The 11884-nt window shown below is 72.3% G+C and carries 11 protein-coding genes; 2 read left to right on the forward strand and 9 right to left on the reverse strand.

The features are described 5' to 3' along the window. Window positions 1–15: 15 nt before the first annotated feature. Entirely contained in the window at window positions 16–1356 is a 1341-nt protein-coding gene (locus tag MKK68_RS09070; RefSeq protein ID WP_147859381.1) for a PLP-dependent aminotransferase family protein, read from the reverse strand. 115 nt (window positions 1357–1471) lie between these two features. On the opposite strand from MKK68_RS09070, the gene MKK68_RS09075 reads away from it, so the two are divergent. Both MKK68_RS09075 and leuC read left to right on the forward strand, forming a co-directional pair. Next, window positions 1472–1681: a DUF1127 domain-containing protein gene (locus tag MKK68_RS09075; protein ID WP_147728449.1), complete on the forward strand. Its 210-nt coding sequence runs from the start codon at window positions 1472–1474 to the stop codon at window positions 1679–1681. A gap of 156 nt (window positions 1682–1837) precedes the next feature. Next, window positions 1838–3250 (forward strand): 3-isopropylmalate dehydratase large subunit, encoded by a 1413-nt coding sequence (leuC, locus tag MKK68_RS09080; RefSeq protein ID WP_147728450.1) that lies wholly within the window; start codon window positions 1838–1840, stop codon window positions 3248–3250. 64 nt (window positions 3251–3314) lie between these two features. Here leuC and MKK68_RS09085 read toward each other — a convergent pair whose 3' ends face one another. From MKK68_RS09085 to MKK68_RS09120, 8 genes are all read right to left on the reverse strand, one after another. Beyond that, window positions 3315–3971 (reverse strand): glutathione S-transferase family protein, encoded by a 657-nt coding sequence (locus MKK68_RS09085; RefSeq protein ID WP_147728451.1) that lies wholly within the window; start codon window positions 3969–3971, stop codon window positions 3315–3317. Between the two features lie 129 nt (window positions 3972–4100). Beyond that, entirely contained in the window at window positions 4101–4571 is a 471-nt protein-coding gene (locus tag MKK68_RS09090; RefSeq protein WP_244029948.1) for a cytochrome c-type biogenesis protein, read from the reverse strand. Then, window positions 4568–6571: a heme lyase CcmF/NrfE family subunit gene (locus MKK68_RS09095; protein ID WP_244029950.1), complete on the reverse strand. Its 2004-nt coding sequence runs from the start codon at window positions 6569–6571 to the stop codon at window positions 4568–4570. The genes MKK68_RS09090 and MKK68_RS09095 overlap by 4 nt, the downstream gene beginning before the upstream one ends. A 52-nt stretch (window positions 6572–6623) precedes the next feature. Next, window positions 6624–7145, reverse strand: a complete 522-nt coding sequence (gene ccmE / locus MKK68_RS09100) for a cytochrome c maturation protein CcmE (protein ID WP_147729140.1) — start codon at window positions 7143–7145, stop codon at window positions 6624–6626. Window positions 7146–7288: 143 nt separating this feature from the next. Next, entirely contained in the window at window positions 7289–8773 is a 1485-nt protein-coding gene (gene ccmI / locus MKK68_RS09105; protein ID WP_244029952.1) for a c-type cytochrome biogenesis protein CcmI, read from the reverse strand. Window positions 8774–9039: 266 nt separating this feature from the next. Next, entirely contained in the window at window positions 9040–10458 is a 1419-nt protein-coding gene (locus tag MKK68_RS09110) for a sensor histidine kinase (RefSeq protein WP_147729508.1), read from the reverse strand. A 124-nt stretch (window positions 10459–10582) separates the two neighbouring features. Continuing rightward, a complete protein-coding gene (locus MKK68_RS09115; RefSeq protein WP_147729507.1) occupies window positions 10583–11260 on the reverse strand; it encodes a response regulator transcription factor in 678 nt (225 codons plus the stop codon). Between the two features lie 36 nt (window positions 11261–11296). Then, window positions 11297–11671 carry a PepSY domain-containing protein gene (locus MKK68_RS09120; protein WP_147844218.1) on the reverse strand — a complete coding sequence of 125 codons (375 nt, stop codon included), beginning with the start codon at window positions 11669–11671 and terminating at the stop codon, window positions 11297–11299. Between the last annotated feature and the right edge of the window lie 213 nt (window positions 11672–11884).

An 11884-nucleotide genomic window follows, 5' to 3' on the forward strand; every position in this document is an offset into this window, starting at 1 on the left:
GGCTCCGGGTCCAGGCTATCCCATCTCGTCGATCATCTGGTCGTCGCGCACGTCGACCAGGCGGCGCAGCGCCGTGAGGGCGCGGCGCAGGTCGTCGCGCGGCGGCGCGGCGAGCGCGAGCCTCACGGCGTTCGGGGCATGCCCCGGGACGATGGCGAAGGCCGAGGCCGGCGTGATGGCGATGCCCTGCCGCAGGGCCGCCGTCGCGTAGGCCTCGGCGCGCCAGGTCTCGGGCAGGTCGAGCCAGAGATGATAGGCGCAGGGGTCGCCGCCGATCGACAGGTCGCCCAGGCAATCGCGGGCCAGGTTCTGCCGCGCGACCGCGTCCGCGCGCTTGACCACGGCGAGCCGCGCGGCGGAGCCGTCGCCCATCCAGTGGGTTCCGGCGGCGAGCGGAAACCCGGTCGCGGCCCATCCGCCCTGGCGGACGGAGGCCGAGAGGCGGTCGGTCCAATCGGGCGGCGACGCAATCAGGCCGACCGTCAGCCCCGGCATGACGCGCTTCGACAGGCTGTCGATCACGATCGTCCGGCCCGGCGCCCGGGCCGCCAGCGGCACCGCATCCGAGAGGAAGCTGTAGACCGCGTCCTCGATCGCGACGAGGCCTGTCTGGGCCAGCACCGCCGCGATCTCGGACCGGCGATGCGGCCCCATGGTAAGGCCCAGGGGGTTCTGAAGGGTCGGCTGGAGGTAGAGGCCGCTCAAGGGGGCGGCACGATGCGCCTGCAGGATCGCGTCGGGCCGGATGCCCTCCGCGTCGAGGGCGAGCGGGACGAGGGCGATCCCGAGGCGGGCGGCGATGCCCTTCACCACCGGATAGGTCAGCGGCTCGCAGCCGATGCGGTCCCCGGGCCGCGCCAGCGCCGCCAGGACCGCAGCCAAGCCCTGCCGCCCGTTCCCGGTGAACAGGACGCCGTCGGGATCGGGGGCGAAATCGCCGCGTGCGAGGAAGCGGGCGGCGACGGCCCGCGCCCGGGGCGTGCCCGCCGGTCCGTACTGGTTCAGGGCCGCGCCCGTGGCGCCGGCCCGCGAGAGGGCGGCCAGCCCCTCGGTCAGCACGACGTCCTGTTCCGGCAGGTTGGAATGGGTGCGCTGGAGGTCGACCGCGCCCGGGGCCGGCTCCGGCTGCATCCGGACCGGGGCGCTCAGGTCCGAGCGGACGTAGGTGCCGCGCCCGACCTCGCCGAGGGTGAGGCCGCGCCGGGCCAGCTCGGCGTAGACGCGGCTCGCCGTCGAGACCGCGATGCCGCGCTCGTAGGCGAAGGCGCGCTGCGGCGGCAGGCGATGGCCCGGCTTGATCTGCCCGCTGGCGATCTCCGCCGCGACCGCGTCGGCGACGCTCCGGTAATCGGTCATCCGCTAAATTGATCCGAGGCCAATAAACATATTGAACCGAGATTCGTATCGGTTCAATCCTGCCCGGGCAATCCCGGCCGGATCGCTTTCCCCTCCCCGCTTCGGACCGCTGATCATGCCCGCCGCCACATCCCTACCCCAGTCGCCATCCGCCTCCGACCGCTGGCGGATCTTCGGTCTCGATCCGTCCGTGGTGCGGACCTGGATCCGGCGCCACCGGGCGCGCCGCGAGCTCGCCGGCCTGCGGGACGACCAGCTGCGCGACGCCGGCCTCGACCGCCGTGCCGTTCGCGCGGAGGCCGACAAGCCGTTCTGGCGGCCGTGACCGGAGGCGGCCGGCCGCCCCCCCTGCAGCCGATGCCGGTCAGCCATTTGCGGCGGCCGGCCGGCGAGCACTTCCGAAATCGCGTTTCGAACCTTACTAAAGACCTCCGCGCCGGCTAGAGGCCGGCCACAGACACGCCGCGAAGCGACCAGAGCCATGACGAGCCCGCGCACCCTCTACGACAAGATCTGGGACGACCACGTCGTCGACGTCGAGGCCGACGGCTCGACGCTGCTCTACATCGACCGGCACCTCGTCCACGAGGTCACGAGCCCGCAGGCCTTCGAGGGCCTGCGCGTGGCCGGCCGCACGGTGCGCGCCCCGGAGAAGACGCTGGCGGTGGTCGACCACAACGTCCAGACCTCGGACCGCTCCAAGGGCATCGAGGACCCGGAGAGCCGGATCCAGCTCGAGGCGCTGGCGCAGAACGTCCAGGATTTCGGCATCGAGTTCTACGACGCGCTCGATCGCCGCCAGGGCATCGTCCACATCATCGGCCCCGAGCAGGGCTTCACCCTGCCCGGCCAGACCATCGTCTGCGGCGACAGCCACACCTCGACGCATGGCGCGTTCGGGGCGCTGGCCCACGGCATCGGCACCTCGGAGGTCGAGCACGTGCTCGCCACGCAGACGCTGCTGCAGAAGAAGGCCAAGAACATGCGCGTCACCGTCGACGGCGCGCTGCCGGCCGGCGTCAGCGCCAAGGACATCGTGCTCGCGATCATCGGCGAGATCGGCACCGCCGGCGGCACCGGCCACGTCATCGAATATGCGGGCGAGGCGATCCGCGCGCTGTCGATGGAAGGCCGGATGACGATCTGCAACATGTCGATCGAGGGCGGCGCGCGCGCCGGCCTCGTCGCGCCCGACGCCACGACCTACGCCTATTGCGAGGGCCGGCCGATGGCGCCGAAGGGCGAGGCCTTCGCACGGGCCCGCGCCTATTGGGAGAGCCTCGTCAGCGACGAGGGCGCGCATTTCGATCGCGAGGTCCGGCTCGACGCCGCGAGCCTGCCGCCGATCGTGAGCTGGGGCACGAGCCCCGAGGACGTGATCTCGGTGCTGGGCTCGGTGCCCGATCCGGCGACGATCCTCGACGAGAACAAGCGCGCCTCGAAGGAGAAGGCGCTGTCCTACATGGGGCTGACGCCGGGCACCAAGATCACCGACATCACCCTCGACCGGGTGTTCATCGGCTCCTGCACCAACGGCCGGATCGAGGACCTGCGCATCGTCGCCAAGATGGTCGCGGGCCAGAAGGTCCACGCGGGCGTCTCGGCGATGGTGGTGCCGGGCTCCGGGCTGGTGAAGGCACAGGCCGAGGCCGAGGGGATCGACGCGGTGCTGAAGGCCGCCGGCTTCGACTGGCGCGAGCCGGGCTGCTCGATGTGCCTCGGCATGAACGCCGACCGCCTCAGCCCAAACGAGCGCTGCGCCTCGACCTCGAACCGCAACTTCGAGGGCCGCCAGGGCCATCGCGGCCGCACCCACCTCGTCTCCCCGGCCATGGCTGCGGCGGCGGCGGTGGCGGGCCGCTTCGTCGACATCCGGGCCTGGCCGAAGGGTTAGGCACTTCGGCAGGTTCGCGCGCGACCTTCCCTCCCCCTCTGCGGGGGAGGGAAGAAGCCCGTCCTCAGAACTCCATGTCGAGCTCTTCGATCTCCTCCGGCTCCTCGGCGGCGGCCTCCGCCCACTCGACCATCAGCGGCCAGTGCAGGATCGCGTCGCGGTAGGCGGTGGCGCGCGGCGGCAGGGTCACGTCGTAGGTGCGGAAGCGGGTGCAGACCGGGGCGTACATCGCGTCGGCCAGCGTCGGGCGCTCGCCGAACAGGAACGGGCCCTCGTAGCGGGCGAGGCAATCGTCGAAGATCGTGACGATGCGCTCGATGTCGCCCCTGGCGCCGTTGAACACCCGGAAGCGCGGGTGGAAGGCCTTTAGGTTCATCGGCAGGGCCGAGCGCAGGTTGATGAACCCGCCATGCATCTCGCCGCTGATCGAGCGGCAATGCGCCCGCGCGGCGGCGTCCTTCGGCAGGAAGCCGGCTTCGGGGAAGGTCTCGTTGAGGTATTGCGCGATCGCCAGCGTGTCCCACACCACGATGCCCTCGTGGTGCAGGCGGGGCACGAGGAACGAGGGCGACAGGTGGAGGAGCTCGGCGCGGGAGGTCTCGTCGCCGCCGGGCAGCACCTCGGTCTCGAAGTCGAGACCGGCCATCTTGCAGATCAGCCAGCCGCGAAGCGACCACGACGAGTAGTTCCGGCTCGAGATGGTGAGAGTCGCCGTGGCCATGCGCGTTCCCCTTCGCGGGTTCTTCTCGCGAAAGGCGGATCCAAGACTCGTGCCGTTTCGGACGCGTCGTCTCGAATCCGCCAGCGTGCATCATGGGCCGGACGTTCGGGAGACGCTACGGCGCGCGGATCACTCCCGGCGGAGCAGCGCCGCGACGTCGGCCTCCTCGGCGGCGGACAGGCCGCGCTCCGGCGCCGGCGCCTTCCGGCGCGACAGGCGCCAGATGCCGAAGCCGCCGAGCAGCACCGCGAGCAGGGGCGTCAGCCACAGCAGGACGGTGTGCAGGGCCAAGACCGGGCGCAGCAGCACGAACTCGCCGTAGCGGTTCACCACGTAATCCTCGACGCCCTGGTTGGTGTCGCCGGCCTTGAGCCGCTCGCGCACGATCAGCCGCAGATCCTTGGCCAGCGGCGCATCCGAATCGTCGATCGACTGGTTCTGGCAAACCAGGCAGCGCAGGCCCGACGAGATGTCCCGCGCGCGATGCTCGAGGGCGGGGTCCTTCAGCACCTCGTCCGGCTGCACGGCTCGGGCCGCGGTCGCCCCCCCGAGCACGAGGCCGGCGAGCAGGACGCGGCGGAGCGCGCGCGCGGGGCTCATTCGGCCGGGACCGCGTGCGGGGGAACCGGCTTGAGCTTGGCGCGAGCGGGCGCCCCGACGCGCATGCGCCGGTCGGTCAGCGACAGGCCGCCGCCGAGGGCCATCACCACAGCGCCGAGCCAGATCAGCAGCACCAGCGGCTTGTAGTACAGCCTCAGGCCGATGCTGCCGTCGGGCGCGATCTCGCCGAGGCTGGCATAGACCTGGCTCACGCCGCGGGTGAGCAGGCCAGATTCCGTCACCGTCATCTTGCGGCTCGGGTAGAAGCGCTTGCCGGTGTCGACCCGGCCGATCTCGTCGCCGGCCTTGTTGCGGATGGTGAGGAAGGCCGCGACCTCCTCGTAGTTCGGGCCGGGGCGCGGCGCGACGCGATCGAGCGTCGCGACGTAGGGGCCGGTGGCCAGCGTCTGGCCGGGCTTCAGGGTGGCGAGGCCCTCGGTGGCCCAGCCCTGCGCCGCGATGCCGAGCACCACCACGCCGACGCCGGCATGGGCGATGGCCGTGCCCCAGGCCGAGCGCGGCAGGCCGAGCGCCCGGCGCCAGACCATGCCGACCGCGCGGGTGCGGCTGCTGCCGTATCCGCGGGCCCGCGAGACGATCTCCAGGACGGAGCCGACGATGAGGTAGGCGCCCAGTCCCACGCCGACGGGCGCCATCGCCGGGCCGCCCCAGGTCCAGGCCAGGGTGCCGAGGCCGATCGCCAGGGCGAGGCCCAGCGCGGCGAACAGGCGCTGCGAGGCGGCGAGCGCGTCGCCGCGCTTCCAGGCCAGCGTCTGCCCGAACGGCACGATCAGCAGCAGCGGGATCGCCAGCGGCACGAAGGTGTAGTTGAAGAACGGCGGCCCGACCGAGATCTTCTCCGCCGTCAGCATCTCGAGCAGCAGCGGGTAGAGCGTGCCGACCAGCACGGTGGCGCAGGCGGCCACCAGGAACAGGTTGTTCATCACCAGCGCGCCCTCGCGCGAGATCGGCGCGAACAGGCCGCCCTGCCGCAGCATCGGGGCGCGCCACGCGAACAGCGTCAGCGAGCCGCCGATGAACAGGATCAGGATCGCGAGGATGAAGATGCCGCGGGTCGGGTCGGTGGCGAAGGAATGCACCGAGGTGAGCACGCCCGAGCGCACGATGAAGGTGCCGAGCAGCGAGAGCGAGAAGGTGAGGATCGCGAGCAGGACCGTCCAGACCTTCAGCGCGTCGCGCTTCTCCATCACCACGGTCGAGTGCAGGAGCGCCGTGCCGGCGATCCACGGCATCAGCGAGGCGTTCTCGACCGGGTCCCAGAACCACCAGCCGCCCCAGCCGAGCTCGTAATAGGCCCAGTAGCTGCCCATCGCGATGCCGAGCGTCAGGAAGCTCCAGGCGGTCAGCGTCCACGGGCGCACGGCGCGGGCCCAGACGGCGTCGATGCGCCCGTCGATCAGCGCGGCGATGGCGAAGGCGAAGGTAATCGAGAAGCCGACATAGCCGACGTAGAGCAGCGGCGGATGCACCGCGAGGCCGAAATCCTGCAGCAGCGGGTTGAGGTCGTTGCCCTCCACCGGCGCCGGCACCGCCCGCGTGAACGGGTTCGAGGTGGTGATCACGAACAGCACGAAGACGAAGGTGATGAAGCCCTGCACCGCCAGGGTGTTGGCCCGCAGCACCGGCGGCACCGAGTCCCGCGCCACCGACACCATCGCGCCGAACAGGGTGAGGATCAGGATCCAGAGGAGCATCGAGCCCTCGTGGTTCCCCCAGACGCCGGAGAGCTTGTAGATGAACGGCTTCGTCGTGTGCGAGTTCTCGACTACGTTCTGGACCGAGAAGTCGGACGTGGCGTGGGCGTAGGTCAGCGCGGCGAACGCGAACAGCACGCAGGCGAAGGCGCCGAGCGCGGCCGGCGTCGCCACCTGCCGCAGGGCGGCGTCGCCCGAGCGGGCGGCCCAGATCGGCATCACCGACTGGACCAGGGAGAGCGCCAGCGCGAGCGCCAACGCGAAATGTCCGACCTCGACGATCAAGCGGCGGTTCCTCGAGTCAATGACATCGGTTTTCGGCGTTCGGACATCGGTTTCAGCGCTCGGTGCGCGGTCCGAGGTTCGGGGGCGCGGCGTCGGCGGCCTTCGGCGGGTCCATTCTCACGGAGCCCTTGCCGTCCTTGCCGCCCTCCTGCCAGCGCCCCTGCGCCTTGAGCGCGTCGGCGACCTCGCGCGGCATGTAGGATTCGTCGTGCTTGGCCAGCACGGTGTCGGCGCGGAAGATGCCGCCCGGCTCGAGCGTCCCCTCGGCGACCACGCCCTGCCCCTCGCGGAACAGGTCGGGCAGAAGGCCGGTATACTGGACCTGGACGGTGGCGTTGGTGTCGGTCACGGCGAAGTCCACCGTCTGGTTCGGCCCGCGCTGGAGCGAGCCGTCCTTGACCAGGCCGCCGAGGCGGAAGCGCGTGCCCGGCCCGACGCCCTGTGCCGCCACCTCGCTGGGGGAGCGGAAGAACACGATCGAGCCGCTCATCGCCGACAGGATGAGCCCGACGGCGAGCGCCAGGACGGCGCCGCAGGCGGCGATTAGGATCAGGCGGCGGCTCTTGCGCGTCACAGTGGGTCCGTCCCCGGCGGGTTGGTCCGGCCCCGGTGCCGACCTCACGGAGGTCGGCCCGGTGCGGGACCGTCCTCATTCTTGTCCCTCGGATGTCGGACGCGACGCGTCCCGGGTCAAGTCGCCCGTGCCGGGACAGATCGTCAGGGGCGGACCGGTAGGCCGAGCTCCTTGGCCAGGGTGTCGAGCTTCTCGGCCGCGCCCGGGTCGGCGGCGAGCGCCATCCGCGCGCGGCTCAGGACCTTGCCGGCCTGCTCGGGATCGCCGAGGGCGCTGTAGGAGCGCGCCAGGCGCTGCCACTCGTCGACGCTGCCGCCCTTGGCCGCGAGCCGGCGATCGAGGCCGGCGACCATGCCGCGGATCGCGGCGTCGCGCTCGGCCGGCGGCATCGCCGACACCGCGGCGGCCGCAGATTCGGTCTCGGCGCGGGATTCGGGTGTCGTGGCGTTCAGGGCGGCCGGAGGCGCGGCGCTGTGCCCATCGCGCGCCATGCCGTCGGCCGGCCTGCCGGACAGGCCGAGGTCGCGCGCGCCCGCTTCCAGGCTCGCGAGCGCCGCGGGATCGGACTTCAGCGCGACGCGGGCGCGTTCCAGCACCGCCTGCGCCCGCTCGGGCTCGCCGAGCACGCCGCGGGAGCGGGCGAGCCGCAGCCACTCGTCGGCGCTGCCGCCCTTGGCCGCGAGCCGCTCGTCGAGGCCGTCGACCATGCCCTGGATCGCGGCGCGCTGCTCGGGCGGCAGCCCGGGGGCGGACTTCGACGGCGTCCCGGACAATTGCGGTGCGGGCTCGCCCTTGAGCCGCGCCAGGTTCTCGCGCACCAGCCCGAGCCAGGGCGCGTCGGCCGGGCTCGTGTCGTTCAGGGCGGTGAGCTGGCGGATCGCTTCGGCCGTGTCGCCGTTCTGCTCGGCGGCACGGGCGAGGTAGAAGTGGGGCTTGGGCGCCTTCGGGTCGAGGGCGAGGGCGCGGGTGAGGGCGGCCTTGGCCTCCTCGGGCACGATGCCGTTGCCGGCCGCCACCATCGCCTCGCCCCAGTCGGACAGGGATTCGGCGGTCTCGCCCTTGATCCGGACGATCGCCGCGTAGGCCCGCGCGGCATCCTCGAACCGCCCGAGCCGCATGTAGACCGGCGCCAGCACGGCCCAGCCCCGCGCGTCGTTCGGGTCGGCGGCCAGCCGCGCCTCGATCTGGCCGACGGCCTTCATCAGGTCCTGCGCGCCCGACTGCACCGCCTGGCGGTCGGCCGGCGTCTGGGCCGGCAGGTCGGGCGAGCCGTAGAGGCCGTAGGCGAGCAGGGCGACCAGGGGGATCGTCGAGAGCGCGAAGGCCGAGGCCGCGCGGCGCTGGCGCAGGCGCGGCTCGGCCACGCTCGCCTCTCCGGGGCCCGGCGCGCGGCTCGCGCGCAGGAGCCGGCGGGCGGCCTCGGTGCGGGCGGATTCCGCCTCCGCCGGGGCGATCAGCCCACGATCGAGGTCGCGCTCGATCTCGGCGAGCTGGTCCTCGTAGAACGCTGTCTCGGTGACGGTGCCGGCCGCATCGGGGACGATGGCGACGCGGCGCGACATCGGCCAGAGCAGGGCCAGGACGGCCGCGGCGGTCATGCCCGCCAGAATGAACCAGATCGCCGTCATCGCACCTTCGAAGCGGTCCCGGTTCGCGCAAGGCGAGGCCGCGGCCGCTCCATCCCTTCGATTGATAAGACGGCCCCCGCTGGAGCCGAATGGCCGTGCCGCCGATGGTAGAGAGCGGGCACGGGCGGCACGATGCCCGCCCTCGGCGTCACGGTGTCACGCAAGTTTTTCGCGATGACAAGGGCGGACGGGACGAGAGCAAACAGGGCAAGGGCGACGGGACGGGAGCGACGGGGCGGGGGCGGCCGCCGCCACGGCCGCAGGGCTCAATGCCCGGCGGCGCCCTTGGGCACGTCGCCCGGCACCTCGAGCACGGCGCGCAGGCCGCCGAGCGCCGCCTGCTCGAGGCGGAAGCGGCCGCGATAGAGCGTGGCGAGGTCGGCGACGATCGAGAGGCCGAGGCCGGAGCCGGGCTTCGATTCGTCCATCCGCCGCCCGCGCCCGAGCACCGCCGAGCGCGCCTCCTCCGGCAGGCCGGGGCCGTCGTCCTCGATCGCCACGAGAAGGTGGGGATAATCGTGGGCATCCACCGCCTCGGCCCGGATCGCGACGCGGCCGGCCGCCCATTTCGAGGCGTTGTCGACGAGGTTGCCGACCATCTCCTCGAAATCCTGACGCTCGCCGCGGAAGCGCAGGCCCGGCGGCACATGGACCTCGTAGGCGATGTCCTTGTCGCGATAGATCTTCCCGAAGGTCCGCACCAGGCCGGCGAGCGCCGGCTCGACGTCGGTCGAGGTCCCGAGCGTGCCGGCGAGCGCGGCGGCGCGCGCCCGGTCGAGGTGGTAGTTCACCTGGTCGCGCATCACCGCCGCCTGCTCGCGGATCTTCTCGGCGAGGTCGGCCGGGGCGTCGGAGGCGCCGACCTCGTTGACGATGATCGAGAGCGGCGTCTTGAGCGCGTGGGCGAGGTTGCCGACCTGGGTGCGGGCGCGCTCCAGGATCTCGCGGTTGGTCTCGATCAGGAGGTTCACCTCGCCGGTGAGCGGGGCGATGTCGCGCGGATAGGTGCCGGTGATCCGGTCGGCCTCGCCGCGCCGGATCGCGCCCAAGGCCGCGCGCATCTTCTTCAGCGGCGCCAGGCCGAAGCGGATCTGCAGCAGGGTCGTCAGCGCGAGCGACAGGCCGAGCAGGCCGAAGGTCATGAACAGGGAATTGCGGAAGCGCTCGACGTCGTTGACGATCTCGTCGGCGGGGCCGGCGACGCGCACGGTGTAGCGCCCGTCCTCGCCGAGGTCGACGTCGCGCTCGATGATGCGGAGCAGCCGGTCGTCCTGCGCCCGCCCGTAGCCCTGGCGGATCTGCCCGACCCCCGCCTTGCCGTCGGGATCGGTGGCCGGCTTCAACGGCACGCCGACCAGGGAGCGCGAGGTGCGCAGGTCCCGCGGCCGGGCGTCGGGCTTGCCGACCTGCCAGTACCAGCCCGACAGCGGCAGGTCGAAGCGGGGGTCGCCGAGCGTGAAGGCCCGGCTCTCGGTGTCGCTCGGGGTGACGAGGTCGGTGGCGAGGTTGTTGGCGAAGACCAGCAGCCGGCTGTCGAAGGCCCGCTCCGTGGTCTCGCGATACAGCGTCGTCAGGATCCAGGCGGCGATCAGCAGGATCGCGGAGCTGGCGAGCAGCGCCGAGACGGCGAGCCGCACGGCGATCGAGCGACGGCGGAGCGAGAACAGGCTGAGGACGGCGTTCATGGGTGGCGCATGCTGCGGCACGGGCGGCGGGACCGACCGCCGGGTGGGATACCGTGATCCGGCTCGGCGGGAAGGCTTCCCCTCGAGCCGACATGACGGTCGCGCTCGGTCGTAGCCCGCTCCGTCACACCCGTGCCGGCGGCTGGCTCGGGTCGACCAGGTAGCCCAGCCCGCGCACCGTCTGGATCAGGTCCACCGCGAGCTTCTTCCGCAGGCGGCCGACGAACACCTCGATGGTGTTCGAATCGCGGTCGAAATCCTGGTCGTAGAGATGCTCGGTCAGCTCGGCGCGGGAGACGACGCGGCCGGTGTGGTGCATCAGGTAGGAGAGCAGCCGGTATTCGTGGCTCGTCAGCTTGATCGGGTTGCCGTCGACGAACACCCGCCCCGAGCGGGTGTCGAGGGTGACGGGGCCGCAGGCGATCTGGCTGGTGGCGTGGCCGGCGGCGCGGCGGAGCAGCGCGCGGACGCGCGCCATCAGCTCCTCCATGTGGAACGGTTTGGTAACGTAGTCGTCGGCGCCGGCATCGAACCCGTCGACCTTGTCGGACCAGCGGTCGCGCGCGGTGAGGATGATGACGGGGGTCTTGATCCCGGCGCGGCGCCACTTCTGCAGGACGCTGACGCCGTCGGCCTTGGGCAGCCCCATGTCGAGGATGATCGCGTCGTAGGGCTCGCTCTCGCCGAGGTAGCCGCCCTCCTCGCCGTCGAAGGCCTTGTCGGCGACGTAGCCCGCCTCCTCCAGCGCGCTGACCACCTGCCGGTTGATGTCCCGGTCATCCTCGACCACGAGCAGACGCACGGATCACCCTCCCTCGAGCGACGGCCTTCCCGGCCGTCAGTACTGGCCCGCCACCTGGCCGGTCTTGGCGTCGACCATCACGTGCACGAAGTGGCCGTCCCGACGCAAGGCGGTCAGCATGTAGACGAGGCCGTCGGCGTGGCGGCACAGGCTCGCCCGCTGGATCTCGGCCCGCGGGATCACCGTGCGCGCGGCCTTGATCGCCGTCACCGGCGCGATCACCCGGCGCTCGGACACCTCCTCGCGCATGTCGGCGGGCGACAGGCACTCCTCGACCCGCAGCTGCGGCGGGCCGGGCGCGGCGACGGCCGGGGCCGCCTCGCGGGTCTCCTCCGCCGATATGCCGAGGCCGCCCGCCGCAAGGGCCGCGGCGGTCAGGCAGATCGCTGCGAGGGCGAGGGGGTAGCGCATGGGGAGGGACTGTCGGCCCGAGGCACTGAATGCGCCCTGAATGCCGCCGGCCGCGGACCCATGGCCGGGGCCGTGCGGGCGGAGGGTGGCTCGGGCGGCGGCGGGTCTCATCGAAGGTCCGTGGGAAGCTGCGAAGCGTTACGGCCGAGAACCGCAGCGGTTCCATCGCGCCCCGTGCGATCCACGGGGATGCGCGTCCGGCCGCCGCCGGAC

The organism is Methylobacterium sp. E-016, assembly GCF_022829745.1.
In the GTDB taxonomy this organism is placed as follows: domain Bacteria; phylum Pseudomonadota; class Alphaproteobacteria; order Rhizobiales; family Beijerinckiaceae; genus Methylobacterium.

Bases quoted from the DNA above. Each gene is read 5' to 3' on its own strand.
- MKK68_RS09070 (WP_147859381.1), bottom strand. From the start codon at position 1,356: ATGACCGATTACCGGAGCGTCGCCGACGCGGTCGCGGCGGAGATCGCC.
- MKK68_RS09075 (WP_147728449.1), top strand. From the start codon at position 1,472: ATGCCCGCCGCCACATCCCTACCCCAGTCGCCATCCGCCTCCGACCGC.
- leuC (WP_147728450.1), top strand. From the start codon at position 1,838: ATGACGAGCCCGCGCACCCTCTACGACAAGATCTGGGACGACCACGTC.
- MKK68_RS09085 (WP_147728451.1), bottom strand. From the start codon at position 3,971: ATGGCCACGGCGACTCTCACCATCTCGAGCCGGAACTACTCGTCGTGG.
- MKK68_RS09090 (WP_244029948.1), bottom strand. From the start codon at position 4,571: ATGAGCCCCGCGCGCGCGCTCCGCCGCGTCCTGCTCGCCGGCCTCGTG.
- ccmI (WP_244029952.1), bottom strand. From the start codon at position 8,773: ATGACGGCGATCTGGTTCATTCTGGCGGGCATGACCGCCGCGGCCGTC.
- MKK68_RS09110 (WP_147729508.1), bottom strand. From the start codon at position 10,458: ATGAACGCCGTCCTCAGCCTGTTCTCGCTCCGCCGTCGCTCGATCGCC.
- MKK68_RS09120 (WP_147844218.1), bottom strand. From the start codon at position 11,671: ATGCGCTACCCCCTCGCCCTCGCAGCGATCTGCCTGACCGCCGCGGCC.